This is a genomic window from Paenibacillus sp. FSL R7-277, assembly GCF_000517965.1.
Taxonomy (GTDB): Bacteria; Bacillota; Bacilli; order Paenibacillales; family Paenibacillaceae; genus Paenibacillus_AQ; species Paenibacillus_AQ silagei.
The window spans coordinates 141,965-165,973 of record NZ_ASPX01000037.1; the positions used below are offsets into that span (position 1 = coordinate 141,965).

At 54.5% G+C, this 24,009-nt stretch carries 20 protein-coding genes, 1 tRNA gene and 1 other annotated feature; of the genes, 7 read left to right on the top strand and 14 right to left on the bottom strand.

The genetic code is table 11. The features are described 5' to 3' along the window. Positions 1-227: 227 nt before the first annotated feature. The 5 genes from pstA to C173_RS14875 all read right to left on the bottom strand — a co-directional run bounded on the left by pstA (position 228) and on the right by C173_RS14875 (position 5,101). A complete protein-coding gene (gene pstA, locus C173_RS14855) occupies positions 228-1,109 on the bottom strand; it encodes a phosphate ABC transporter permease PstA (RefSeq protein ID WP_036726033.1) in 882 nt (293 codons plus the stop codon). Next, positions 1,109-2,053 carry a phosphate ABC transporter permease subunit PstC gene (pstC, locus tag C173_RS14860; protein ID WP_036726035.1) on the bottom strand — a complete coding sequence of 315 codons (945 nt, stop codon included), beginning with the start codon at positions 2,051-2,053 and terminating at the stop codon, positions 1,109-1,111. The genes pstA and pstC overlap by 1 nt, the downstream gene beginning before the upstream one ends. Before the next feature lie 91 nt (positions 2,054-2,144). Next, positions 2,145-3,008, bottom strand: a complete 864-nt coding sequence (locus C173_RS14865; protein WP_036726036.1) for a phosphate ABC transporter substrate-binding protein — start codon at positions 3,006-3,008, stop codon at positions 2,145-2,147. Positions 3,009-3,052: 44 nt separating this feature from the next. Beyond that, positions 3,053-4,486, bottom strand: a complete 1,434-nt coding sequence (locus C173_RS14870; RefSeq protein WP_036726037.1) for a stalk domain-containing protein — start codon at positions 4,484-4,486, stop codon at positions 3,053-3,055. A gap of 171 nt (positions 4,487-4,657) precedes the next feature. After that, positions 4,658-5,101: a hypothetical protein gene (locus C173_RS14875; protein ID WP_036726039.1), complete on the bottom strand. Its 444-nt coding sequence runs from the start codon at positions 5,099-5,101 to the stop codon at positions 4,658-4,660. A 184-nt stretch (positions 5,102-5,285) separates the two neighbouring features. On the opposite strand from C173_RS14875, the gene C173_RS14880 reads away from it, so the two are divergent. The 4 genes from C173_RS14880 (at position 5,286) to C173_RS14895 (ending at position 11,205) form a co-directional block, all read left to right on the top strand. Beyond that, positions 5,286-6,017, top strand: coding sequence for an ABC transporter ATP-binding protein (locus tag C173_RS14880; protein WP_036726041.1), 732 nt, complete (start codon positions 5,286-5,288; stop codon positions 6,015-6,017). After that, positions 6,014-7,051 (top strand): ABC transporter permease, encoded by a 1,038-nt coding sequence (locus C173_RS14885; protein ID WP_036726042.1) that lies wholly within the window; start codon positions 6,014-6,016, stop codon positions 7,049-7,051. Before C173_RS14880 ends, C173_RS14885 begins: the two co-directional genes overlap by 4 nt. Positions 7,052-7,108: 57 nt before the next feature. Beyond that, on the top strand, positions 7,109-7,795 hold the full coding sequence (locus C173_RS14890) for a TetR/AcrR family transcriptional regulator (RefSeq protein ID WP_051478062.1): 687 nt from the start codon (positions 7,109-7,111) through the stop codon (positions 7,793-7,795). Between the two features lie 65 nt (positions 7,796-7,860). Next, entirely contained in the window at positions 7,861-11,205 is a 3,345-nt protein-coding gene (locus C173_RS14895) for a DEAD/DEAH box helicase (protein WP_036726043.1), read from the top strand. A 129-nt stretch (positions 11,206-11,334) separates the two neighbouring features. On the opposite strand, the gene C173_RS14900 is transcribed toward C173_RS14895, so the two are convergent. Next, on the bottom strand, positions 11,335-11,694 hold the full coding sequence (locus C173_RS14900) for a hypothetical protein (RefSeq protein ID WP_036726044.1): 360 nt from the start codon (positions 11,692-11,694) through the stop codon (positions 11,335-11,337). A gap of 195 nt (positions 11,695-11,889) precedes the next feature. On the opposite strand from C173_RS14900, the gene C173_RS14905 reads away from it, so the two are divergent. Next, positions 11,890-12,195 (top strand): hypothetical protein, encoded by a 306-nt coding sequence (locus tag C173_RS14905; RefSeq protein ID WP_036726046.1) that lies wholly within the window; start codon positions 11,890-11,892, stop codon positions 12,193-12,195. Between the two features lie 233 nt (positions 12,196-12,428). Then, positions 12,429-12,651 (top strand) — a binding site (T-box leader). Positions 12,652-12,705: 54 nt separating this feature from the next. Beyond that, a complete protein-coding gene (locus tag C173_RS14910) occupies positions 12,706-14,631 on the top strand; it encodes an arginine--tRNA ligase (RefSeq protein WP_036726101.1) in 1,926 nt (641 codons plus the stop codon). Positions 14,632-15,423: 792 nt separating this feature from the next. On the opposite strand, the gene C173_RS14915 is transcribed toward C173_RS14910, so the two are convergent. Next, positions 15,424-15,497 (bottom strand) — tRNA-Arg (locus C173_RS14915). A gap of 160 nt (positions 15,498-15,657) precedes the next feature. After that, complete coding sequence (locus C173_RS14920; protein ID WP_036726047.1) at positions 15,658-16,014, bottom strand: hypothetical protein; 357 nt, start codon at positions 16,012-16,014, stop codon at positions 15,658-15,660. Between the two features lie 148 nt (positions 16,015-16,162). Here C173_RS14920 and asnB point away from each other — a divergent pair, with 148 nt between their 5' ends. Then, on the top strand, positions 16,163-18,007 hold the full coding sequence (asnB, locus tag C173_RS14925; RefSeq protein ID WP_036726048.1) for an asparagine synthase (glutamine-hydrolyzing): 1,845 nt from the start codon (positions 16,163-16,165) through the stop codon (positions 18,005-18,007). A gap of 80 nt (positions 18,008-18,087) precedes the next feature. Here the strand turns inward: asnB and C173_RS14930 are convergent, their stop codons facing one another. The 6 genes from C173_RS14930 to nikB form a co-directional block, all read right to left on the bottom strand. After that, complete coding sequence (locus C173_RS14930; RefSeq protein WP_036726050.1) at positions 18,088-18,837, bottom strand: class I SAM-dependent methyltransferase; 750 nt, start codon at positions 18,835-18,837, stop codon at positions 18,088-18,090. 36 nt (positions 18,838-18,873) lie between these two features. After that, positions 18,874-20,436 (bottom strand): nickel ABC transporter substrate-binding protein, encoded by a 1,563-nt coding sequence (locus tag C173_RS14935; protein ID WP_235191897.1) that lies wholly within the window; start codon positions 20,434-20,436, stop codon positions 18,874-18,876. Positions 20,437-20,501: 65 nt separating this feature from the next. Next, positions 20,502-21,329: an ATP-binding cassette domain-containing protein gene (locus C173_RS14940; protein ID WP_036726053.1), complete on the bottom strand. Its 828-nt coding sequence runs from the start codon at positions 21,327-21,329 to the stop codon at positions 20,502-20,504. Positions 21,330-21,370: 41 nt separating this feature from the next. After that, on the bottom strand, positions 21,371-22,156 hold the full coding sequence (locus tag C173_RS14945; RefSeq protein ID WP_051478063.1) for an ABC transporter ATP-binding protein: 786 nt from the start codon (positions 22,154-22,156) through the stop codon (positions 21,371-21,373). Further along, a complete protein-coding gene (nikC, locus tag C173_RS14950; RefSeq protein ID WP_036726054.1) occupies positions 22,157-22,996 on the bottom strand; it encodes a nickel transporter permease in 840 nt (279 codons plus the stop codon). Between the two features lie 23 nt (positions 22,997-23,019). Beyond that, positions 23,020-23,934 (bottom strand): nickel ABC transporter permease, encoded by a 915-nt coding sequence (nikB, locus tag C173_RS14955; RefSeq protein ID WP_235191898.1) that lies wholly within the window; start codon positions 23,932-23,934, stop codon positions 23,020-23,022. Positions 23,935-24,009 lie beyond the last annotated feature (75 nt).

Consider the following 24,009-nt stretch of genomic DNA (forward strand, 5'->3'; position numbering starts at 1 on the left):
ATCATGGGCACAGGCTAGTCCAGCCTGCACGTATTTTATAGTCGAATTATACCATATCAGGGCCGGGAAACAGGAAATTTAGAGGTGAGTTTCAGCGCTTCCCGGAGCACTCAGAAGCTCCAACCCCTTCACAGCAAACAGGCTGCCCGCCATGAAACTTCCATAGCAGAGCAGCCTGTTCTTACAGGGTTATAGCGATAGCGTGAATCCGCGCATCCGCATCCCTCTCAGCGTCCCCGGCGGCGGTTGCCCAGCCACAGCGGGAAGCGGAACATAAAGTTGATCAGCAGCACGACAAAGACCAGCACAGCGGCAGACTTATCCGCGATTTGCCGCGCATCCTCGACGATGGCCTCAGACTGCACGTACCACAGATGCACAGCCAGCGTCTCGCCCGGTGAGAAGAGGTTGAAGTCCCACATCTCGCCGGAGGTGCTGAGCCCGGCGGTCAGGATAATGACCGCCGACTCCCCGAAGGCGCGGCCGGCCACCAGGCAGACGCCTGTGACGATGGCCGGAAGGGCTACCGGCACGACGACCTTGCGGATGACATGGAACTTCGTCATGCCGAGGGCGTAGCCGGCTTCACGGATCTCGCCGGGGACCGCTCGCACTGCTTCCTCCGTGACGCGGGCCAGCATCGGCAGATTCAGCAGCGCCAGGCTGACGCCCCCGCCGAGGATCGTTAAGCCAACACCGAAGTACTCGGCGAAGATCGCCAGGCCCAGGAGGCCGAACACGATGGACGGCACCGAGGACAGGGATTCCACGCAGATGCGCAGCGCACCCGTGAAGGCATTATCCGGCGCGTACTCCGCCATATAGATCCCTGCCCCGATCCCGATCGGAACGGAGATCAGGAGCGAGATGAACAGGATATAGAAGGAGTTGAACAGGACGGGACCAATCCCGCCGCCGGGATCGATCTCCTCCGGCTGCTTGAGCAGGAAATCGGGTCTGAGCGAAGGCAAACCTTTGCTTAGAATGGTGAACAGCAGCCAGAAGATCAGCAGCATGACCAGAACGCCCAGCGTATAGAAGCCGATGGTCGCCAGTTTATTACGCCGCTGGGCTCTGGCCGTATGGCGTGTGCGCGTGAATCCGTTCATCAGGCATCCCTCCGTTTGCGGCCCAGGAGCCGGATAATCAGAATGAGTACAAACGAGATCAGCAGCAGCAGGAAGGCCATCATGTGCAAGGAATAGTTCCAAGTGGAGTCGAACTCCACGTTGGAGATCTGCATCACGATATTACTGGTCAGCACCGAGGTGGGTGCGAACAGGCTTTTCGCCAGCTGCGGCGTATTGCCGATGACCATCACAACCGCCATGGTCTCCCCGACTGCGCGGGTCATGCCAAGAATGACCGCCGAGATAATGCCCCGGCTGGCCGCGGGCAGAACGACGCGCATAATGACCTGCAGGCGGGTTGAGCCTAGCGCATAGGCGGCATCACGGTATTTGCGCGGAACAGAGACAATCGCATCATCGCTGATCCGGCAGATGGTCGGCAGCACCATCAATGCCAGCACGAGTGCGGCGGCAAGCAGTCCGTCCCCGAGACCTTCTCCGCTGACTCTGCGCAGGAAGGGCAGCAGCACGGTCAAGCCCAGATAGCCGTATACAATAGAAGGAATACCGACCAGCAGATCAAGCACCGGACGGATGAAGCTCTTCAGCCAATTCGGGGCAATCTCCGCACAGAGCACAGCCATCCCGACCGAGATGGGCACGGCAATGACCAGCGTCAGCGCGGTAAGCGATAATGTATTTACGATGAAGGCGGCGGCGCCGAAGGCATCCTCTTCCGGCGTCCAGTTGAACGAGAAGAAGAAGTCCTGCGGGGAGATGCGGGTGAAGAGCAGCAGCGCCGTTTTGCCGATGAATACAATAACTAGTCCCAGCACAAGACAGAGCGCAAGGATGCTGAATAAGAAATAATAACGGGAGATGCTGTTGCCCAGCAGATGTCTGCGGTGCCGCTTGGTGTTACGTTTAACTTCCTCTAGGCTTGTCTGTGCCTTAGCGCTCAGGCTATGAACCGGTGCCCCCATACTTTCCCTCCTGTAAGAGGCCAACCCCGTATATCCCGGAGCTGGCCGCTGTTACCTATCAATCTATTATGCTTGCTTGTCTTGAGCGATCTTAGGATTGCATCGCAGAGATTGGAATGAACTTAAGCTTCTTAAGCGAGCCCTGCTGGAACTTCTTGCTCTGTACATATTCGATGAATTCTTTGGTCGCGCCGGTCGGCTGGCCCTTCGTCATGTAGTAGCCGTAAGCCCAGATCTTGTACGAGCCGTTGATTACGTTATCCGTGTTAGCTTCCACACCGTTGAACTTCACAGCCTTGATATCGCCGCCCGTTACATAGACAAGGTCGATGTAACCGATAGCGTTAGGCGTTGTACCTACAGCTGTTTTCATGTCGCCGCTGGAGCCGGTTTCCTTGTAGTTCTTCTCTTTCTTCACGATGTCTCCGCCGCCCAGCGCTTTGGCCTGATAGTTAACGCGCGTACCGGAGCCAAAGGCACGAGTGATCACTACGATATTCGCATCCGATCCGCCGACCTCTTTCCAGTTGGTGATTTTACCGGCGTAGATGCCTTTGAGCTGCTCTGTAGTCAGGTTGTCTACTCCGACATTCTTATTAACGATGGTTGCAAAAGGAATCACAGCGACCTTATTCGCCACCTGTCCGTCAAAGGCCTTGAAGCCCGGAACATCAATGCTGGCATCCCAGTCGCAGGCTCCGATATCGGCAATCCCCTTCTTCACGGCCTGCGGTCCAGTCACGGAGCCCTTGCCGGAAGCGGCGATCTTTACTTTAGGGTGAAGCTTCTGGAATTCCTTAGCGGCCTGCAGCGTCAGCGGAAGCAGGGCCGTAGAACCGTTAACGGTGATTTTACCCTTGAGGCTGTCCGCTGCTGCGGCTGCCCCTGCAAAGGATGCGGTAACCGCGATCACCGCGGTAAGTGCTGTAACTGTGAATTTTTTGAACATCTTCATGTCTGAATTCTCCTCCCGGCGGTGTGCGCCGATAAATGTTGTAATTAATTAGCAGCTTCCGGTGAGACTGACAATTGCAGCGCTTTGCCGTTCTGAATGACCAGTACCTTGCCGTCGCTGATAATCGCCAGCTTGCTGCCGTCTGCCGATACCGCCACTTCCGATACATCTTCAGCTGTCCGGTACAGTTCAACCGGAGCTGCACTGCCTGCAATAGAGTAAATTACCGTGTTGCCGTCCGCTGTAGTCCCGGAGACAACGAGGCCCGTGCTAACCCCTATGGACCAGTTCGCTTCTGCACCGAGGGCGACATCTGTGCTTTTACCGTCTGCTGTGATCAGCTTCAACGTGTTAGCAGCATTGCCGTCTGCATCTGCACTCAGGTAGGTCACGCTGCCGCCAGCCAGAATCTCAGGATACAGCTTGTTGTCAGGCGTAGTAGTCAAGGCTGCCGGCTTAGCACCTTTGGTCGTAAGATCCAGCTTATAGAGCTGTTCTCCAGCCTTGCTGAAGTCTACGGTAAGTGAATCTTCTGTGCTGTCGGCATCATTCTTCGCGGTACCGGTGATGTTGACGATGTATACTGCACTTTTGCCGTCTGCCGATATGCGAAGCTCCGATTTGTTCTCCACTTTATCTTCAAGCAGAGCCTTGATCTCTCCGGTCTCTACTGAAATCTGTGCCAGCTTCTCCTGCTTGTCGCCCTGGACGAAATAGAGCGTCTTGCCGTCACTGGACCACACGATATCTGTCTTCACGCTGGTGTCCTTGCCGAGCGGACTGATTAAGCCGGTGGACAGGTTGATCAGCTTCAGCTGGCCAGTCTCATCGCTGAATGCGCCCCACTGCTGGTCGGCGGAGACTGCGAAATCCACCGCGCCTTCGCTGGAAGAGAACAGATCATAGTTGCCTGGAGTCTGGGTGAATTTATAGAGCAGGGTGGATTCCGCGTCGCTTCTATTCGCAATCAGGCTGCCGTCAGCGCTCCAGTGAAGGGTATCAAATGAACCGGCGGGCCGGGCAAAGCTCAGAATCGTGTGGGCATCGGCCGCAAGCTCACCGCCAAGCGCCGTAACCAGCTTCGTCAGCTCCACATACGTTTTGCCGTTACGTACAACCGGGGCCACTGTGAATTCCAGGGCTTCGCCATCCACCTGATAGCTTTTCACGCCAGGCTGGAGCTGCACACTATGTAGACCTTTGCTGTCATTCAGCTGGATTCCGCTGCTGCCGTGCACAAGTCCTGCTCCCAGCTCTGCGGCTACCTGGCTTAATGAATAGAGCTTGTATCCGCCGCTGTTAATTGTGCTGAGTGTAACCGGCGTACCGTTGATGCTCCAGGACATGCTGCCCTCTACGGCTGCTGTGTTCACAGCTGCGGCACTTACTTGGCTGCTTGTGGCCAGAACACTAACAGCTCCCCCTGTTACGAGAAGTGCAGAAGCCAGAGCCGCGCCGATCCATTTACTATTCTTCAATTAGATTCACCCTTTTCCTATAGGTAACTGCTAATGTTATTTTCGTCTACGAGTGTCAATTCTGTTGCGCAGGAATGTTATGGAAATATTAACTGTAAAAATAATTACAAGCCCAAACCAAACAAGACCCGCCCGGGAACCCTCCCGGACCGGCCTATTGTAAATCCTGTGTTAATTCCCAATCCACGTCACGATAATCTCGTTCCCGCCGCGCTCTGATTCCGAGGCACTGCCAATAATAGAATACGAATAAGAGCCGTTCACTTTGCCGGTAATCAGCAGGTTATGGCTGTCGACAATCTCTGTCCCGAGTTCCAGCTCCTTCTCTCTTACATACTTCTGATATGTAGTTCCAAGAGCGGCCATACTCTCCTTCGTCTGATAGACCAGCATGGAGGATTTCTTCCCCTCTGACTGTTCACCTTGGGTAAAAGTAATGCCTGCCCCTTCGGGAATCGGCAGATCCTCCGGCAAATATTGCCTTGCCTCCGTCTTCTCGTCTGCCAAGGTATGAAACCGTCCGCCACTGCCGGACTTGTCTGCATCGCCGCAGCCGCTAAGTCCAGCCGCAGCCAGCAGAGCTGCCAGAGGAAGGAGCAGCTTATGTCCTGCCATAATTCCACCGCCTTTAGTGAATTGGGTTTCAGGATGCCGGTAACCATAGGATGTCCCTTTTATTACCCGGATCAAGAGCAGGAGTAACGGATAATCGTTACAATTTTATTTACTTTTGAGCAGGGAATCATTAGTATAATGAGTGAGCGCTCACTCATTATTATGGCGAATGGAGGAGATTGGTATGGATGAGGGGAAGCCTGTCATTGCGGTTACTCATGTGAACCGGGCTTTTGGTGATAAAACAGTGTTGAAGGATATTACGCTTCAGGTGAATCAGGCAGAGACCTTCGGGATTCTGGGGCCATCCGGCTCCGGCAAAACCACGCTGGTCAAGCTGCTTACTGGCATAGACGAGGTAACCTCCGGTGAGGTCACCGTGCTGGGGGTGCGGATGCCGAAGCTTGCCATGCTCCAGCAGATCGGATATATGGCCCAGTCGGATGCCTTGTATACGGAGCTTAGCGCCAAGGAGAATCTGGAGTTCTTCGCTGCTCTGTATGGCTTGAAGGGTGGCAACCGCACACGGCGGATCGGGGATGTGATGGAGCTGGTGAATCTGCAGGAGCATCTGCGGAAGCGGGTGGACCAATATTCCGGCGGCATGAAGCGCCGGCTGTCCCTGGCGATTGCCCTGCTGCACGAGCCGCCGCTGCTGCTGCTGGATGAACCGACCGTTGGCATCGATCCGGTGCTGCGCCAGTCTATCTGGAAGGAGCTGAAGGCGCTGAACCGCAAAGGAACGACGATTGTGCTGACCACACATGTGATGGATGAGGCGGAGAAATGTGACCGGCTGGCGATGATCCGGGACGGCGTGTTGCTGGCGGCTGATACCCCGGCCGGACTGCTTCAGGCCACCGGCACCGCCAGCATTGAGGAAGCCTTCCTCTGCTATGGAGGTGTACGCCGATGAGAATCCGGGCTATTACCCTGAGAATTCTGCAGCAGTTCATCCATGACCGGAGAACCATGGCGCTGATGTTCATCGCTCCCCTGCTGGTGCTTAGCCTGATGAGCCTGGTGTTCGGCAGCGAAGCTTATGAGCCTAGGATCGGCGTCTCGGGGGGTGCGGCAGTGTTCAGTTCAGCGCTGGAAGCCGAGCAGGCTGAGGTTACCAGCTATGCTGATGAAGCATCCGGGCAAGCCGCCCTGAAGGCGGGAGCCATCGATGCTCTCCTTACAATGAAGGGAGACGCTCCCGCTGTTGTCCTTGAAGGCAGCAATCCGGCGGCTAACCGTGCTGTGATCATGGCATTGCAGGAAGCTGCGCAGAGCCTCCGGCCGCAAGCTCCGGGCGGCGGGCAGCTCCAGCCGCAGATCAGCTACCTCTACGGCGCGGAGGATATGAAGACGATCGACCGCTTCGGCCCGATTATGATCGGGGTGTTCGTGTTCTTCTTTGTCTTCCTGATTGCCGGTGTCTCCTTCCTGCGCGAACGGACCACGGGCACACTGGAGCGTCTGCTCTCCACCCCGCTGAAGCGCTGGGAGATCGTCACCGGATATGTGTGCGGCTTCGGCATCTTCACCGTCTTCCAGGCCCTGCTGATCTCCTGGTTCTCCATCCAGGTGCTGGGGATTATGATGACGGGCAGCTTCGGCTACGTGCTGCTGATGACGCTGCTGCTGTCGATGTCGGCGCTGACGCTCGGCACCCTGCTCTCAGCGTTCGCCGCCAACGAGCTGCAGATGATCCAGTTCATCCCCCTGGTCATTGTGCCGCAGATCTTCCTGAGCGGATTATTCCCGCTGGATACCCTGCCGCTCTGGCTCCAGCGCATTGGACTTGCCACTCCCATGTACTACGGTTCACAGGCACTGATGGATATCATGGTACGCGGCAGAGGCTGGAGTGATATCGCCGGGGATGTGTTCATGCTGATCGGCTTCTCCCTGCTGTTCATGCTGCTGAATGTGCTGGCTCTGCGCAAGCACCGCAGAATGTAAAGGGTGAACAGGCTATGGTACACTAGGAGGAACTGCAAGAGTCTGGAGGTTCTATTGATGGAGAATAACCCTGCTGCCGATCAGGGGCAGCTGGAGCAAGACCAGTGGGTCCAGGAGCTGCTGGACCTCAGCGAGAAGGAGCAGGTCACGCCCAAGCAGCTGTCCATTCTGCGGGCGGCAATTGATGTTTTTGCAGAGAAGGGATTCTCGGCGGCCGCCACCAGTGAGATTGCCCAGAAGGCCGGCGTGGCCGAAGGCACGATCTTCCGTTATTACCGGACCAAAAAAGATCTCCTGCTCGCCATCGTTGTGCCTACCATGAGCCGGATGATCGCCCCGTTCGTACTGCGCAACTTCAGCGGTGTGCTGGATGTGCCGTTCGAGAGCTACGAAGCCTTCCTTAAGGCCTTCATGGTGAACCGGCTGGAGTTCGTCCGCAGGAATCTCAAGATCGTCAAAATTCTCATTCAGGAGATCCCCTTCCAGCCTGCGCTGAAGGAGCAGCTGACCGAAAATATCTTCGAGCAGGTTCTGGCGCGTGTCACTGCAATTACCGAGCACTTCAAGGCGGAAGGTGAAGTAATTGATGCGCCCACTCCTGCGATTATCCGCTTTACCATCTCCGCAATTGCCGGATACCTGCTGACAAGGCTGGTGCTGATGCCGGAGCAGGACTGGAATGACGAGGCAGAGATTGAACAGACGATAAGCTTCATTCTGCACGGGATCGGCGGGAATGGATAATCTTTAAGTACGATATCCCCCGTGGGGGTGGCTTAGACAGAAGCAATAAAAGGAAGTGAGTATACGTGGGTTATCAGGTGCCGGAACGGGTAATCAAGCTGCTGTGCGGCAATGCTGCTTTTGACCAGGGAGCGGCTTATTATCATGCCCATAAGGTGGATCTTGTCTATACGGAGCATAACGAGGAAGACGAATATTCCAAATACCGCGCTGAGGTCCATGGGCTGGAGAGCCATGAGATCGCGCTGATTATCGACAGTGACGGGGATGTGCAGGGGGAATGCACCTGCCCGGCTTACTATCACGGCAGCCCCTTCTGCAAGCATATTGCGGCGGCGCTGGTAGCGGTCCTCTACCGCAGCCGGGCGGCCGGAGCTGACCAGGCGGCGGATATTCAGGCAGATGCGGAGGAGATTTATCCCGCAAGGGACGGCAGTCTGCCGCTCGTGCAAGGCAGCTCTCCCCTCTCCGGGGCAGAGCACAAGGAGCGAAGCGCAGACCGGCAGCTGGTGAACAGCATGCTCGGAATATTCACCGGAGGGCGGCAGCTGCCAAGCGGTGCCGGCACGTATATCGACCTGCGGACACCGCTCCAGGTCGAGTTCATCTGCCGGCCCTTCAGCTTCGGCTACAGCAGCACGATGCTTGGAATCGAAGTGAAGCTGGGCCCCAAGCGCCTCTATATCGCGCAGAAGATCAGACCTTTTCTGGAGCAGGTTCGCCGGGGTGAGCCTTTTGAGTTCACAGCGCACTTCAGCTATGATCCCGCCCTGCACAGCTTCTCCAAGGAGGATAATGAGGTCCTGCTGAAGCTGATTGAGATCATGCAGAATGAGAAGGTCTACAACAGCCTCAACAATCCGTATGCTACTGGCTCCAGCCATCCGGGAAATGACCGGCTGCTGCCGGTGGCCCCTTTTTTCTGGAAGAGTCTGTACCCCCTGCTAGAAGCCGCGCCTGCCGTACGCCTTCAGCATGGACAGCTTCAACTTGACCGCTTGTCGGTCTCGGAGGAGCCGTTGCCGCTCAGCTTCCAGTTCGACCAGGCACAGGAGGAAGGCTACCGGCTGGATGTCCGGGGGCTTGAGCAGCTTACGATTCTGGAGAGCTACGGGCTGGTCTTGACCGAAGGCAGGCTGCTGAAGCTCCCGGCGCAGGAATGCGGGCGTCTCGCAGAGCTGAAGCGGATGCTCAGCAGCAGCCGGCGGGATAGCCTGGCGATTGCGCCTGAGCAGATGGAGCCCTTCATGGACAGGGTCATACCCGGCCTGAAGAAGCTGGGCAGAGTAAGCATTGCCGACGCCATCGCGGACCGGATCGTCCAGACCCGGCTACACGCCAGACTCTACCTGGACCGGGTAAGGGACCGGCTGCTGGCCGGGCTGGAATTCCAGTACGGCGGAATTGTCATCAATCCGCTGGAGGAGAAGGCGCATGAGCGGAGCAGCGAGGTCATTCTGATGCGGGACGGGGAAGCGGAGCGGCGGATTCTGGACCTGATGGCCCATGAGTCCTTCTCGCGGACGGAGAGCGGATATATCATGCGTGACGAGGACGGGGAATTCGACTTCCTGCACCATACCATCCCGCTCTTGGAACCGCTGCTTCAGGTCTATGCGACCACTGCGGTCAAGGAGCGGGTGCTTACGGAGCATGCAGCGCCCAAGGTCAGCCTGAGCTGGAACGAGAAGACCGACTGGCTGGACTTCAAGTTCGCCATGGAGGGCATCACGGAGAATGACATTACCGCGGTCCTGAAATCTCTCCAGGAAAAACGTAAATATCACCGGCTCAAGGACGGAGCTCTGCTCCCGCTGGATACCGCTGAGTTCCAGGAGATTATCGCGCTGATGAACGAGCTCGGCGTCCGCAGCGTGGATATCCGGAGTACGGAGTTCTCCTTGCCGCTGGTCCGTGCCCTCCATCTCCATGCAGGCACCTTCCAGGGGCAGACTATCGAGACCGGACGCTCCTTCCGGCGGCTGCTGGCCAACATGGCGAGTCCCGAAAATCTGGACTTCCCAGTGCCGGAGAGTCTGGCTCCCGTACTGCGGGATTACCAGCAGTACGGCTTCCAGTGGATGAGGACGCTGGCCCATTACCGCTTCGGCGGGATTCTGGCGGACGATATGGGCCTTGGCAAAACATTGCAGAGCATCACCTTCCTGCTCTCGATGCGGGAAGACATCCGGCAGAGCGGCGTACCTGCGCTTATTGTGGCGCCGGCCTCCCTGCTCTATAACTGGCTTAACGAGCTGAAGCGCTTTGCCCCGGAGCTTCAGGCGGTCATTGCCGACGGCACCGCCGGTGAACGCAGCCGGGCCCTGCGGAATACGGGCGGGCATGATGTCATCATCACCTCGTACCCGCTGCTGCGCAGAGATGTGGATGAGTATGCCAAGCAGTCGTTCCATACGCTCATTCTGGATGAAGCGCAGATGATTAAGAATCATGAGACCCAGACTTCGCAAGCGGTCAGATTGCTTCAGGCCCGCTACCGCTTTGCGCTGACCGGTACGCCGGTGGAGAATGCACTGGAGGACCTGTGGTCGATCTTCAGTGTCGTTTTCCCTGGACTGTTCCCCGGAAAGAAGGCGTTCCATGACCTTCCCCGGGAGACGGTCGCCAGGCGCGCCCGCCCCTTCCTGCTGCGCCGCCTGAAGAGCGATGTGCTGAAGGAGCTGCCGGACAAAATCGAGTCCCTCCAGGCCTCCGAGCTGCTGCCGGAGCAGAAACGGCTCTATGTCGCCTACCTGGCCAGATTGCGCAAAGAAGCGCTTAAGCATCTGGACAGCGACAGCTTCGGGAACGGCCGGCTCAAGGTGCTGGCCGGACTGACCCGGCTGCGCCAGCTGTGCTGCCATCCCGCCCTGTTCGTGGACGGGTACACAGGAGGCTCCGGCAAATTCGAGCAGCTACTGGAGATTATCGACGAATGCCGGAGCTCCGGCAAGCGGATGCTGATCTTCTCGCAGTTCACGCAGATGCTCGGCATGATCGGGCGCGAGCTGGCGCTGCTCGGGATTCCGCATTTCTATCTGGATGGACAGACCCCGGCCTCCCAGCGGGTTGAGCTATGCAGCCGCTTCAATGAAGGCGAGCGTGAACTGTTCCTGATCTCGCTGAAGGCGGGCGGCACCGGCCTCAACCTGACCGGCGCCGATACGGTCATTCTCTATGACCTGTGGTGGAACCCTGCGGTCGAACAGCAGGCCGCCGACCGCGCCCACCGGATCGGGCAGAAAAAGATCGTCCAGGTCATCCGCCTGGTAGCCCAGGGTACGGTGGAGGATAAAATGTACGAGCTGCAGCAGAAAAAGAAAAACCTGATTGACGAGGTGATCCAGCCGGGGCAGGAGGCGTTGTCGAGCCTGAGCGAGCATGATATACGTGAAATCCTCTCGATCTGAGTTGAACAACCTGTTGTAGCCCGTTCTGCTCTATTTGCAATATAAACAGGGACCTTCTGAGAGCGAGTAGCTCTGAAAGGTCCCTGTTTCATTTTACAACTGGCAAGTCCAGAATAATACCCTAACCCTCTATACGTCTGAGCTTAATTTCTCATGCGTCACTACACGGTGTGCATTCACCAGCTGGCCGGTTGATGTCTTGCCCCACACGGATATTCCGAGCTCATCTTCGTCTACTTCTCCAGTGATGAACACAAATTCATAAGCATTCAGATCGGCAAAATAATCCCGGGTTACCACTTGATTCGGAGCAACCTCAATCACCTCACTGACATACAGCGTTCTGGTGGTGCCCAGCACATACCCTTGAATACTAATAGTAGCGCTGCCCGGGGCACTCCGCTTCACTATTCTTACCGTCACCGTCTGCGTAGGTCTGACTCCCGAAACGGCATTGTTCTCTATCGGTCCCGTTGACAAAATCGCCATCCTGTCTCGTCCTCCCTTGAAGTTCTAGTGTCAAAGTACGATATATTCATATTCGGACTTTCCTGTAACGGTGTGGACACAGGCCTGAGCCTATTCACCAATGACCGCAGGCACGCATATCCTTGAATGAGGAAGAAAGACCGCCCATGGGCTGCGCTTTCTGCATACGAACGCCGAACGGAAGAAGGGACTCCCATGCCCCCTCCAGGAAAAGGAAAAAAGCCCGCCGCCAAAAAAACAGCGTCCAGCTCCAAAACCCAGACACCTAAAGGGCTTGAATTCGCCGTAGCTGCACTTCTATTGACCGGCAAGCTGAAAGTAGACTCTATCCAGATGTATACGGACGCGTCGCTGTTCGTCAGTCTGGTAGGCAAATATAAAACCTTAAGCGAGCTAAGTAGTGACAATGTCGATAAGCTGGTTAGCTTCCTCGATGACAACAGCAGCCTGACGCTGAACGAGATCATGACCGCTTTGAAAAAGAAAGCCGAGAACATCTGAACACATCCGGAATTGAGAGTGAGGGACGGGGCTATGGACAGTTTTGACGGAGAAGGATTTGCCGGCGGACTCCTGCTGATCATTGTAATTCTGTTGCTGATTTATGGTTCAACGGACATCAAGAATCTGACAGGGGCGCCTAGTGACGTGTAATTCTTAACCGGAGAACTCCTGCTACAAGGTAATCCGCTCTTGCTTTCTCCCAGAAATTCGCTATACTGATACAAATCCATATTCAATCGATGACCGGGAGAGTAATGGTCTTATATCTAGTCCCCAGCGAGCCGGGTTAGTGGAAGCCGGTACAGATTAGAACCATGAAGCGCACCCGTGAGATGGACTTCTGAACCCTGAGAGTAGGAAGCCCCGGCTGAGGACCGTTAACCTGTAAGGTGGCTGAACTGTGAGGTTTAGCAACGAGAGTGGTACCGCGAGCGCAGAAGCCTCGTCTCTTAGGAGATGAAGGCTTTTTTTGTCGTTATTTTATTCAGGAGGTTGTTATTCATGCCAATGCTAAGTGAGCTAATCCAAGAGAGCTTGAAGCAGTCTGTTCACAAAATCGCGCTAACCCTGGGCGTGCCCGCCATCGCTGAAGTAAATGTTGCCCTGGAGCAGCCGGCGAGTGCCGACCACGGGGATTATTCCAGCAATATCGCCATGCAGCTGGCCCGCCCCCTGCGCAAAGCTCCACTGGCTATCGCCGGGCTGATCGTTGCCGAGCTTGAAGCTTCGGGCTCTGTTCACGGACTGGTGCTGAGAACCGAGGTGGCTGGACCGGGGTTTATTAATATGTATCTGGATTGGCAGGCCTGGGCACGGGCGAAGGGGAATTTCACGCTGCCCCAGCATGCGGGAGGGTCGAAAGTGATTGTAGAGCATACCTCGGTCAACCCGAATAAAAGTATGCACATTGGACACCTGAGAAACTCTTGTATCGGGGACGCACTGGTGAGAGTACTGCGGGCGACCGGCCATACCGTTGAGGTGCACAACTACGTGGATGATCTCGGCAATCAGCTGGCAGACACCGTAGCCGGTCTGCTGAATGTTCCGCTGGCGGGAGAGCATATGCGGTTCGGAGATTACTGCTGGGACATCTATGCCGAGATTAACAAAACGTACGCGCAGCAGCCGGAGATGGTGCAGAAGCGGACCGAAATTCTTCATGCGCTGGAGGAAGGCCACGGCAACACCGCCTGGATTGGCAACCTCGTCGCCGGGCAGATCGTGAAAGAGCATGTGGAGGAGATGCGGGGGTTCGGCATTGACTACGATCTGCTGGTGTGGGAGAGCAGCATTCTGAAGGAGGGCTTCTGGGCTTCGGCGTTCGAGCTGCTGTCGCAGACGGAGATCTTCGTGCAGGAGACGGAAGGCAAGCTGGCAGGCTGCTGGATTCTGAAGCAACCCGCTGAAGATGCTACACCAGACACGCTGGAGGAGCATCAGAAGGATAAGGTGCTGGTTCGTTCGAACGGAATTCTGACCTATACCGCCAAGGACATCGCCTATCATCTGTGGAAGTTCGGACTGCTGGAGAAGGACTTTAGCTACAGCGAATTTCAGAGCGGACTGTGGACGACCGGTTTGAGCGGACAGGCTCTGCCTTTTGGACGGGCGGACCAGGTCGTGAACGTCATTGATTACCGGCAGGAATATCCGCAGCTGATGGTCAAGCAGGCGCTCCAGGCACTGGGATTCGGTGCGCAGGCAGACGCGCTGCATCATGTCAGCTATGGGGTAGTTTCGCTGAGTCCCGCTTCTGCGGCCGGTCTGGGCATTGATACCTCCAGCGGCAAAAGCTCCTACGCCATGTCCGGGCGCCAGGGAATCGGCATTAAGGTAACCGAGCTCGTCCGGCTCATGGAAGACATGATTGAATCCACCCGTTCGGACAAAAACGGCCTGTCCAGCCGGCTCATCGCCACCGCTGCCATCCGTTACTACCTGCTGCGCTTCAATCTGGGCACCGAGATTGTGTTCGACTTCAAGCAGGCAATGGAAATCTCAGGCAACACCGGCGTCTACCTGATGTACGCCTATGCCCGGGCGCAGCGCGTGCTTAGTAAGGCCGCTGCGGCGGGTGGCGGGAGCGGTGTCAGCGAGTCCGGTGTGGGCGAGTTCGGCGCTAGCGATTCTGAAGTTGGCGGGGTCCCGCTGTTCCCGGCGCAGCTCGAAGCGGCTGAGCTTGCCCTGCTGAGACAGCTCAGCATGTGGCAAGACACACTCTATACAGCAAGCCGGGAGCTTACGCCGAATACGATCTGTAACTATGCCTATTCCCTGGCGTCGTTGTTCAGTAACTTCTACTCGGCTTGCCCGATTCTTAAGGGCGGGGAAGCCAGCATCACCTTCCGCCTGTGGCTGACCCGGAGCTTCACCGATACGCTGGGTGAAGCTCTCGACGTACTCGGTCTGCCTAAGCCGGAGCGGATGTAGACGCGCTGAGTCTACATCCGTTTAAGAACATACCTGCTCTATGGGATGAATGAGCAGGAACCTATGCGGGTCCGTGTAGCTTGCACAGCTACTCTCCCTTCTCCATCTGCCCACTCCAGGGGGCATCCTCTGAATTCAAGAGAATTCAAGTGTACTTATACACTAGGGGCATTAATGCCCCTCATTTCCGCTCGACGCTGACTTCCGGCACATTCTGGGGCACTTGTGCCCCTCATTTGCTCATTTTGCTCACATCTGATGAATTCAGGAGCACTTATGCACCTCATTCGCTCATTTGGGCCGCATTCAGTAAATTTAGAGTCAATTGGTCCGTTCTAAATTGAGCGTACTAAGATCGCTCCTTGGGAATGGATGGTTTTTGAGCTTTTTTGGATTGTTATGTATTTTGCACCCCGCTTAAACAGTGGAGCGGACGGAACGATTGTGTAAAAGCGATAGCGGTCGCCTTTGTGTCCGGATTTTCACCGCTAAGGGGAATACATAAAATCTGGACACAACAGCGATTGGAACAACGGTCCGTTCGCGGAGCGTCCACCCAAGTGCCCACGTTGATCCTACTCAAAATAAAAAGGGGGTTCTCATCCTCCGGACGTCAAAACAGCCCTCCCGAAGGAAGGCTGCTGTTTTGACGTCCCGGAAGGGATACAGCCCATTCGGGCTGATTGCGAAGTAATCCTAACGAAGCTTATGCTCCAACGTCCCCGGCTGGCGCCAAGGGTTCTCATCCCCGGACGTCAAAACAGCCCTCCCGAAGGAAGGCTGCTGTTTTGACGTCCCGGAAGGGATTCGAACCCCCGACCGTGCGCTTAGAAGGCGCATGCTCTATCCAACTGAGCTACCGGGACATGTAGGATAACGTTGTATCACTTGAAGCTTTTGAAGAGATATGTATTAACGCAACGTTATTCATTATACCTGATTCAGCAGAATTAGCAAGACCAAACTCTTCCAGTTAAGAAGCTTCCCGCAACCGCTGTCACGGAAAGCCTCCTGCTCTATGGTCAATCAGGGAAGCTGCCGGAAGTGCTCGCCCAGCTGCCGCTTCAGATCGCCGAAGATCAGCAGCTCGCGCTGGAACTTGGAGCGTTCATCCTCCGGGGTCATCACCGTACTGCCGGTGAAGCCGCTGACCGTAACGTCCTTGAAGGCATCATGCAGATTATTGTCGAACCAGTCGGTGGCCGTATCCGCATCATTCGTCAGAATCCGGACAATTTCATAGCCCTCCTCACGCTGATCCTCAACAATATACACCAGCAGTGCGGAATCGCCCACAGCTCCAGGCAATACGCCAACCTCTGCGCAAGGCGCGCCGTCATAGTCAGTCATTCTGCGGATTTTGGCGTCTTTAATGTAATACACTTGTCATCATCCCTCCTGGCAAATTTCCCTCTCCCCTAGTGTTCGGATAAGGACATACATTTTATCCCTTCAATCGGCATATATCTGTATTACTTGGCAAAAAAGAAAGGACAGACAACAATCGCACAAAAGAGAGGATGAATCAGACATGTGCGGAATAACCGGATTTGTCCAGTGGCGCGGTGATCTTACCGGGCACTCGCAGCTGCTCGTCAGAATGACCGAAACGTTAGCCAACCGCGGACCGGATGCAGCCGGAACCTGGATTTCAGGGCCTATTGCCTTCGGACACCGCCGACTCAGCGTCATCGATCCCGAGAACGGTGCACAGCCGATGATTGCCCGCCATGAGGATAAGTTATACGCTATAGTATATAACGGCGAGCTATATAATGCCCCTGAGCTGAAAAAAGAGCTGAAGCAGCGCGGGCATCATTTTCTCACGGAATGCGATACCGAGGTTCTGCTGCATGCCTACATCGAATGGGGGCCGGATTGCACGGAGAAGCTCAATGGCATCTTCGCCTTTGCCGTCTGGGACAGCTTACGTGATCAGGTATTCCTGGCCCGCGACCGTCTGGGCGTGAAGCCGTTATTCTACAGCCAAGTCGATGATGTCTTCGTCTTCGGGTCCGAGCCCAAAGCGCTGCTGCAGCATCCCCTCGTCCAGCCGAAGGTCGGACCGGAGGGCCTCGCCGAGATTTTCATTATCGGTCCGGCACGGACTCCGGGACAAGGGGTTTACAAAGATATATTCGAGCTTCGCCCTGGGTCTGCCATGATTTACAGCCGCAGCGGAATCCGCAGCTATGCTTACTGGAAGCTGGAGAGCGTCCAGCATACCGATAACGTGGATGCGACGGCAGCACGGGTGCGTGAATTGCTTCAGGATACGCTGGAGCGCCAGCTGATCTCCGATGTTCCGGTCTGCTCGCTGCTCTCCGGCGGACTCGATTCCAGCGCCCTGACTGCGCTTGCCGTAGATTATTACAAGCGGACCGGCCAGGGCCGGGTCGATACCTTCTCCGTCGATTATGTAGACAACGATAAGCATTTCAAAAGCCATAGCTTCCAGCCCGGAGCCGACGGTCCCTGGATTCAGCGGATGGTCGACGAGCTGGACACGAATCATCACTTTATCGCTTTTGACACACCGGAGCTGGTAGCCGCTCTCGATAATGCCCTGTACTCCCGCGATTTGCCAGGGATGACCGATGTGGATTCCTCACTCTATTTGTTCTGCCAAGAGATCAAAAAGAAGGCTACAGTAGCCATCTCAGGCGAAGCAGCAGACGAAATCTTCGGCGGCTATCCCTGGTTCCACCGTGAGGAGATGTTATCTTCCGGTACCTTCCCCTGGTCAGTGGCCCCCAATATGCGTGCCGGATTATTATCGCCGGAAATCCGGGAGTGGATACGTCCGTTGGAATATTTAGGAGACCGGTACAGCGATGCGGTGGCTGAGGTACCGAAGCTTGACGGCGAGACCGGCAAACAGGCACAGATGCGGGTGATGTCCTATCTCAACATAACCCGCTTCATGCCGACCCTGCTGGACCGTAAGGACCGGATGAGCATGGGCGTGGGACTGGAGGTACGCGTTCCGTATTGTGACCACCGGCTGGTGCAATATGTTTTTAACATTCCATGGGAGATTAAGATGGTAGGCAACCGGGAGAAAGGCATCCTGCGCAAGGCGCTGGAGGGTGTACTGCCGGACGATGTGCTCTACCGCAAAAAAAGCCCGTACCCCAAAACGCATAACCCTGCCTATCTGAACAAGGTGCGCTCACAGGTGCTAAGCATTCTGGACGATCCTTCTTCCCCCATCCTCCCGCTCATTGATCCGGCCAAAATCAGAGAAATCGCCGCATCGCCAGAGTCCTCCACCAATCTGCCGTGGTTCGGCCAGCTGATGTCCGGCCCGCAATTATTCGCTTATCTGGCCCAGGTCAACCTGTGGCTGAAGACATACAATGTGTCGATCGGCTGATGCCGCTTCAAACCAAAAACAGCGGCTCTCATCAAAGAGAGTCGCTATTTTTATTTTACATTTTAGCAAGCCGGTCCGCCTTATTTTTCAGCGCAAATCATGAACACCGGCGTTGACCGGTACAAGACCTGCTGTTGCTCATCCAACACCTGGCCGTTCAGATTCTCTTCCGTATAGACAGCAGAGAAGCCCACCTCTGTGAGTGCCTGCACATCCCACTTCGGCCGCCACTCTCTGGTCAGCGGCAAGGCAAGACTCAGACGGTCAGTTTCTTCTATATCCTTATGATGCGGAAGCTCACCATAGCCCCTATCTATATAGGCTTGCTGATCCTCCGCATGCTTCCGCGCCATCTCTTCATCCCATAGATGACGGTTCCAGTTGGCATCGAAGACCAGCAGCCGTCCCCCGGGCTTGAGTACTCTTGCCCACTCCTTGTAGGCTGACTGCGGATGGGCAAGACTCCAAGTGACATTGCGGCACACGATGAGATCAAAGCTCTCCGCAGCAAAATCCAGCTTATGCGAGTCCATCTTACGGAACGTTACATCGACTCCTTCCCGGCTGGAGTGCAGACGCGCCTCTTCCAGCATATTGTCTGTACAATCTATGGCCGTAACCAAATGTCCGGCACTTGAGAGAATGACGGAGAAGAAGCCGGGACCACAGCCAATATCCAGAACATGCAGGCTGTCCTTCTGCGGAGCATGATCGAGGATAAGCTTCAGCCAGGCCTCCCGCTGGAAGCCGTTCAGTTCCTTCTGGATTCCTTCACTATACAGCTCTGCTTCGCCTTCCCAATACTGTTCTACCTCTTGTTGTATACTCATTATCATTCGCTCCTTCTTGGCAAGTACTGTATCTTATCATTTACTGTCCACATCCAGCTGGTTCCAAAAGACAGGGGTGAACGTGGTGTACCCCGGCTTGAATCCGGTCACTCTATGATTTACAGCCAATATGTCATCAGGGAAATACACAGCTGCAAACATTGCATCCTGATACATGCTTAAAAATATGGAATCATAAGCACTCTGACGTTCTTGAATATCCATGGCTCCGACTGCGTTATCAATCTGTGCTTCCAGCTCCGCATCAGACCATACCACAGCAGGTGCTTCAGTGGTTCGGTGGAACAGGGACAACAGGAATGAATGCGGATTATAGGCATCATCATAGGTACGGTACAAGATAAGATCGTAGGCTTTGCTTGTCCATAAGGCATCATAATAAGCATTCGGCTCAAGCACCTGAAGCTTGACGTCAATGCCAATCTCCCTAAGTTCCGATTGAATCAGCTCACTGATGGTCTTCCATTCCGGATATTCCGCCTGCTGCAGCACGAAATTGAACTCAAGCGGGTTTCCGTCCTTCTCGGCAATTCCATCTCCATCCGAATCCTTATAGCCGGCAGTGGCCAGCAGTTGCTTCGCTTCCTCGGGATCGAAGCCGTACCATGTGTTATTGGACTCTGTGACATAGGGAACGGTCAGCGGGAACAAGCCCTTGGCCTCCTGTCCAATACCATTCATAAGATCGTTCACAATGCTTTTTTTGTTCATCGCCAAATTAATCGCTTTGCGGACATTTAGGTCTTGCAGAGCAGATGTATTATAGTTAAAAATCATGAAATGCGAGCTTGTTCCTGGTGATTTTTGCAGAGTTAGTGAGGAATCCGCTTCGATCACGGGTACACTTTCGACTGGAAGCTTCCCCATTTGTCCCCCGGCAATATCCACATCCCCGCTTTGCAGCGCCAGTACCCTGGACTGCGGATCAGGAATGACCTTCATAATAATTCTGGACAGCTTCGGCATCTCTCCCCAATAATTAGGATTTCTGACCAGCACGGCTTCCTGATCCGTCTTATAGCTCTCTGCCATCCAAGGACCGGTTCCAATCGCCCGGACGAATGTACCGTTAATATCACCTGCTGGCTCCACTGCGGTAGGGCTGATAATCCGTACCGGTCTTGCAAAGGATAGCTCGGTCAGGAACGGATAATACGCTTTGTTGAATGTCATAGTAATCGTATGCTCGTCTACGACCTCAAGAGATTCCATGGCGGTAGCTACATTCAGCGAATTGGCCGGATCTTTAACCCACCGTTCGAAGGAGAACTTGACCGCATCCGCATTAAATTCCGTACCATCTGAGAATTTGACCCCCTGACGAAGATGGAAGGTATATCCCTTCCCATCCTCAGAGATGTCCCATGACTCCGCAAGCGAGGGCAAGATTTCGCCCTTCTCGCCATACTCCACTAATCCGTCGTATATCATCGCATGTACATTCATCGAACCGTCATAGGCCCCGGCATCCAGCCGGTCAAGACCGGTATCAGCCGCTATGGCAACAGTGATTGCCTTGTCCCCGGATTCAGAGGTTTGGGCTGCTCTATCAGAATGACTACAACCTGATATCCCCATTATTATTACAAGAAGCAGGATGAATAGTGATGTTGTTAATACAGTTTTTGACTTTGAGCTGGCTCTCATTCTCTGTACTCCTTTTCTCTATCTTTTCTCCTTAAGCGGGGGTCTTGCACAGGTATCGAGGAGAGCAATTTCCGTGTATAAGGGTGGTCTGCTTGCTGCATGAGCCCCTCACCTGATTGCTTCTCCACAATTTCCCCTTGAACCATCACAGCCACACTGTCGCAAAAACGGTTAACGACCGACAAGTCATGTGTAATGAACACGTAGCTTAATCCCAGCTCCCGCTTCAATGCCTGCAACAGATCCATCATTTGCTTACGCAGGGTAACATCGAGACTGGAGAACGGTTCATCACAGATGATCAGCTCCGGGCGCAGTGCAATAGCTCTGGCAATTCCTACCCTTTGCTGCTGGCCGCCACTGAGTTCATGCGGATAGCTATGAATGTGCTTCTGCTCAAGTCCAACAAGCTCAAGCGTGTCAGCTACCAGAATTCTCCGCGCGCCGGCTTTCCTCTCCCCGTAGTTCCGCAGAGGCTCTCCGATAATTTGCTCTACTGTGAACAGTGGATTAAAGGAAGCCAGACTGTTCTGGAACACCATCTGCATCCTGCTGCGGATCTGAAGCATCTCGCTGAAGCTCCAATCTGTATAATCCATACTCCGGTACAGCATTCTTCCAGAGGACGGTTTCTCCAGTCCCAGCAAGAGTCTGGCTAAGGTACTCTTCCCGCAGCCGCTTTCACCCACCAGTCCCAGGGTTTCTCCGCTCTCCAGGCTGAAGGACACATCATTCACAGCTTGTACACTCCTTGCTTCAGATGTGAACCACCCCCTTTTCATTCCATACTTCTTATTCAGGCTTACCGCCTCCAGCAGCTTCATGGATCACCACCTCCCCCGTAGAACATATAATTCTATAGTTGTTATCTGCAATCCATTAAGTATTTAGTGTAGGGATGCACTGGACGTGAAAAGATGTCAAAGACGTTGCCTGATTCCACAATCCTTCCGGATTTCATCACATATACATAATCTGCAAGCTCGGCGACAACGCCGAGATCATGCGTAATGAGCAGGATGCCCATATGATTCGCCCGTCTGATCCGGTCCAGCTCCGTAAGTATCTGTGCCTGGATGGTTACATCCAGAGCCGTTGTAGGTTCATCTGCAATAAGTAAGCTTGCCCCGGAAGCCAGCGCGATAGCGATCATCACCCGTTGGCACATCCCGCCGCTAATTTGAAAAGGATATTTACTAAATAGCTGCGCCGGATCGTTAAGGCCCGCTTGCTGCATCTGCTTCATAGCCAGTTGCTTTGCTTCTTGCCCAGTGACTTGCCGGTGCAGGGCGATCGTCTCCATGATCTGCCTTCCAACCGGAAGCACCGGATTCAGCGCGTTCATGGGATCTTGAAAAATAACCGCCATTTCTGTTCCCCGGAGCTTCCTTAGCTGGCGGGCAGAGCACTCCCTGAGGTTGTGGCCGCGAAGCCATATCTCTCCGCTATCAATGACGCCTGGAGGATCTAGCAGTCCCAGAATAGACATCGCCGTAACACTTTTCCCGCTGCCGCTCTCGCCAACCAGAGCAACAATCTGCCCGGACCTCACTTCGAGACTGACATCCTCTACAGCCCTGACTTGCTGACTTCCGGTATGGAAGCTGGTCGATAAGTGACTAACCTTCAGCAGGGTGGATTCATTGTTCATTTACCGGACACTCACCTCCCGGGTATCGTAATCACGCGCTGAGCGGCGCAAGCCTTCCCCCAACAGATTGAAGCCCAGAACTGCCAGCAGGATGGCCATTCCTGGGAAGAGCATGAGCCGCGGCTCAGTCTGAATATAGGCACGGCTGTCGTTCAGCATCATCCCCCATTCCGGTGTAGGCGGCTGGGCTCCCAGACCAAGGAAGGACAAGCCCGCAATCGAGAGCATAATTGTACCCGTCTCCATAGAAGCCAGAACCAGAATGGGCCGCGCCGCAACCGGCAGGATATGCCTGAGCACAATTTGCAAATGGGAAGTGCCCGACGCTGCGGCGGCTGCGATATATCCGCCTTCCTTGATCTGAAGCACCAGGCTGCGGATCACTCTGGCATAGCCTGTCCACCAGACGGCTGCAAAAGCGATTAACAGATTCTTCATACTGGGGCCTAACATGGCTGTAATCGCAAGCGATAGAATTAAGCTGGGAAAAGCAAGTAAGATGTCGATGATCCGCATAATCAATTGATCAATTTTGCCGCCAGCGTAACCAGCCAGTAAACCAACGGGGATGCTAATAGCAAAAACTACAGTCAAAACGGCAAATGAATAGTAAAGCGTAGTTCTTGTCCCATAGATTAAACGGGATAGCACACAGCGCCCCAGATGATCCGTACCCAGCGGATAATCCCAGGAAGGCATACTCAGCTTATGCTCCATGTGAATCTGCAGCGGGTCAGAAGGAGAGAGCCAGGGGGCAAAGAGTCCGGCGCCAATGAACAAAAGGATAATCCCTGTCCCGAGCTTCGCTCCGTTATTCTTAAATAAGCTACTTCGAAACATAATACCTTACTCCTTTTACAGCGTCACCGCAGCCTGATTCGTGGGTCCAGCATCAGATGCAGTGAATCTACTGCCAGGTTAATCAGAACAACGACGACAGCCATCCATAATACATAACCCTGAATGACAATATAGTCTTTTGCAAAAATCGCCTCAATCACATACTTTCCAATCCCCGGCCAGGAAAATATAGTCTCTACAACAACAGAACCGCCGAGAAGCCCTGCTATGTTAACCCCAAGTAAGGTAAGACTCGGAAGCAGTGCATTACGAAGCGCATGTCTGGTGATGACTCTCCATTCCTGCAGCCCCTTGGCCCTCGCCGCCTTGATGTAGAGCGTAGCCAGAACGTCCAGCAGACTGGAACGAATCAAACGGATGTACACCCCCGCCATGCCAAACCCAAGTGTAAAAGCAGGCAGAATGACACTGGAGACCCCATCCATTCCTGTTACAGGTAATAGCTTCAGCTTCACTGAACCATAATAAATCAGGAGCAGACCCAGCCAGTAGCCTGGCATTGATACGCTAAACAGAGCACATACTCTTCCCAGCCGGTCAAACCATTTTCCCGGATACAGTGCAGAGCCTACCCCCATAGGCAGAGCTATAAGAATAGCTGCCAATAAGGAACAGCCGCTCAACAGCGCAGTAGCCGGGAAACGGTTCATCAGCTCTGTGAATACCGGACGATTGCTGCTGTAGGATATGCCCAGATCGAGGTGGAGCACACGGTACAACCAATGAACATATTGCATATATACAGGTCCATCCAGACCCAGTGCAATTCTTGCCGCCTCAATGGCTTCATATGTAGGCTTAATACCATCAGCACGCAGCATAATCTCTGCAGGATCACCTGAGGTTAGGTGCATCAGCGCAAAGGTTATGACTGAGATGCCTAGCAGCACAGGAATGAGCTGCAATAAGCGTTGCAACAAAGTTCGTATAATGGCATTCAACTCCATGTCTTTAATCGTAATAATTACGATTATAACATAAAAATTTTAAAT

Coding starts and splice junctions, on each gene's coding strand:
- C173_RS14935 (WP_235191897.1), bottom strand. CDS start 20,436: ATGGGGATATCAGGTTGTAGTCATTCTGATAGAGCAGCCCAAACCTCT.
- C173_RS14885 (WP_036726042.1), top strand. CDS start 6,014: ATGAGAATCCGGGCTATTACCCTGAGAATTCTGCAGCAGTTCATCCAT.
- nikC (WP_036726054.1), bottom strand. CDS start 22,996: ATGTTTCGAAGTAGCTTATTTAAGAATAACGGAGCGAAGCTCGGGACA.
- C173_RS14900 (WP_036726044.1), bottom strand. CDS start 11,694: ATGGCGATTTTGTCAACGGGACCGATAGAGAACAATGCCGTTTCGGGA.
- C173_RS14910 (WP_036726101.1), top strand. CDS start 12,706: ATGCTAAGTGAGCTAATCCAAGAGAGCTTGAAGCAGTCTGTTCACAAA.
- asnB (WP_036726048.1), top strand. CDS start 16,163: ATGTGCGGAATAACCGGATTTGTCCAGTGGCGCGGTGATCTTACCGGG.
- C173_RS14890 (WP_051478062.1), top strand. CDS start 7,109: ATGGAGAATAACCCTGCTGCCGATCAGGGGCAGCTGGAGCAAGACCAG.
- C173_RS14940 (WP_036726053.1), bottom strand. CDS start 21,329: ATGAAGCTGCTGGAGGCGGTAAGCCTGAATAAGAAGTATGGAATGAAA.
- C173_RS14880 (WP_036726041.1), top strand. CDS start 5,286: ATGGATGAGGGGAAGCCTGTCATTGCGGTTACTCATGTGAACCGGGCT.
- C173_RS14865 (WP_036726036.1), bottom strand. CDS start 3,008: ATGAAGATGTTCAAAAAATTCACAGTTACAGCACTTACCGCGGTGATC.
- pstA (WP_036726033.1), bottom strand. CDS start 1,109: ATGAACGGATTCACGCGCACACGCCATACGGCCAGAGCCCAGCGGCGT.
- C173_RS14875 (WP_036726039.1), bottom strand. CDS start 5,101: ATGGCAGGACATAAGCTGCTCCTTCCTCTGGCAGCTCTGCTGGCTGCG.
- C173_RS14905 (WP_036726046.1), top strand. CDS start 11,890: ATGCCCCCTCCAGGAAAAGGAAAAAAGCCCGCCGCCAAAAAAACAGCG.
- pstC (WP_036726035.1), bottom strand. CDS start 2,053: ATGGGGGCACCGGTTCATAGCCTGAGCGCTAAGGCACAGACAAGCCTA.
- C173_RS14930 (WP_036726050.1), bottom strand. CDS start 18,837: ATGAGTATACAACAAGAGGTAGAACAGTATTGGGAAGGCGAAGCAGAG.
- C173_RS14945 (WP_051478063.1), bottom strand. CDS start 22,156: ATGAACAATGAATCCACCCTGCTGAAGGTTAGTCACTTATCGACCAGC.